This is a genomic window from Tolypothrix sp. VBCCA 56010, from assembly GCF_050875635.1.
GTDB lineage: Bacteria > Cyanobacteriota > Cyanobacteriia > Cyanobacteriales > Nostocaceae > Hassallia.
The window spans coordinates 1-1,839 of record NZ_JBPAOH010000328.1 but is presented as its reverse complement, the minus strand read 5'-3'; the positions used below and the strand labels follow the sequence as shown (position 1 = coordinate 1,839).

At 59.3% G+C, this 1,839-nt stretch carries 1 protein-coding gene; it reads left to right on the top strand.

What is annotated here, in order from left to right; translation table 11 throughout:
- Window positions 1-1,839: PKD-like domain-containing protein (locus tag AABK37_RS41210; protein WP_432557147.1), on the top strand; the 1,839-nt coding region annotated here is incomplete at both ends.

Below are 1,839 nucleotides of genomic sequence, written 5' to 3'. Positions count from 1 at the left end.
CCCCTTCGGTGAATGCGATCGCCAGCCAGGAACTGTGCAACGGTTCATCGACGGCGGCGGTGACGTTCAGCGGAACGGCGACGGGTTACAGCTGGACCAACGATACCCCTTCGATCGGTCTTCCGGCCAGCGGCAGCGGCAACATCGCAGCGTTCACGGCAGTGAACAACGGCAACTCGCCTGTGACCGCAACCATCATCGTTACTCCTGCATACGGTGCATGCGCCGGTTCGACCGCATCGTTTACGATCCGTGTCAATCCGAATCCGACCTTCACAGCCACCAACAACGCATCCAACATCTGCAGCGGTGCGGCGACCAACATCGCCTTTACGAGTCCGACTTCGGGCCATCGTATCAACGTGGTGAGCGTCAGCTATGGATCGGTGACGGGCGGAACGGTGGTAGCCGGCACGACCACATTTACCAACGGCAATACATTGGCCGAGACGCTGACGAACACGACCAATGCTCCAATCGATGTGGTGTACACATTCAACGTCACGACCCCTCTGACAACACCCCCGTGTCCTCTGACACCGGTGAACCAGGTAGTGACGGTTCGGGTGCAGCCAGCCCCGGTATTTACATTGACCAATAGCGCGGCCACGATCTGCTCCGGCAGCCAGGCAGCGATCACCCTCAACACACCGGTGACCGGAGCGCAGGTGCGTCTGCAGAACGTGAGCTATGGGGCGGTTACCGGTACACTCACGGCGGGTGCGCTATATACCAATGGTCAGCAGATCACCGAAGTGCTGGTGAACAACACCAACTCGCCGGTGACGGTAGTATACACCTTCGAAGCGATCGTAGGATCGTGCGGACCGAGCGCGACTCAAACCGCCAGCGTGGTGGTGAATCCCAACCCGACCTTTACGGCCACCAACAACGCATCCAACATCTGCAGCGGTGCGGCGACCAACATCGCATTCACAAGTCCGACTTCGGGCCACCGCATCAATGTGGTGAGCGTCAGCTATGGATCGGTAACGGGCGGAACGGTGGTAGCCGGCACGACCGTGTTTACCAACGGCAATACATTGGCCGAGACGCTGACGAACACGACCAATGCTCCGATCGATGTGGTATACACATTCAACGTCACGACCCCTCTGACAACACCCCCGTGCCCTCTGACACCGGTGAACCAGGTAGTGACGGTTCGGGTGCAGCCAGCCCCGGTATTTACATTGACCAATAGCGCGGCCACGATCTGCTCCGGCAGCCAGGCAGCGATCACCCTCAACACACCGGTGACCGGAGCGCAGGTGCGTCTGCAGAACGTGAGCTATGGGGCGGTTACCGGTACACTCACGGCGGGTGCGCTATATACCAATGGTCAGCAGATCACCGAAGTGCTGGTGAACAACACCAACTCGCCGGTGACGGTAGTATACACCTTCGAAGCGATCGTAGGATCGTGCGGACCGAGCGCGACTCAAACCGCCAGCGTGGTGGTGAATCCCAACCCGACCTTTACGGCCACCAACAACGCATCCAACATCTGCAGCGGTGCGGCGACCAACATCGCATTCACAAGTCCGACTTCGGGCCACCGCATCAATGTGGTGAGCGTCAGCTATGGATCGGTAACGGGCGGAACGGTGGTAGCCGGCACGACCGTGTTTACCAACGGCAATACATTGGCCGAGACGCTGACGAACACGACCAATGCTCCGATCGATGTGGTATACACATTCAACGTCACGACCCCTCTGACAACACCCCCGTGTCCTCTGACACCGGTGAACCAGGTAGTGACGGTTCGGGTGCAGCCAGCCCCGGTATTTACATTGACCAATAGCGCGGCCACGATCTGCTCCGGCAGCCAGGCAG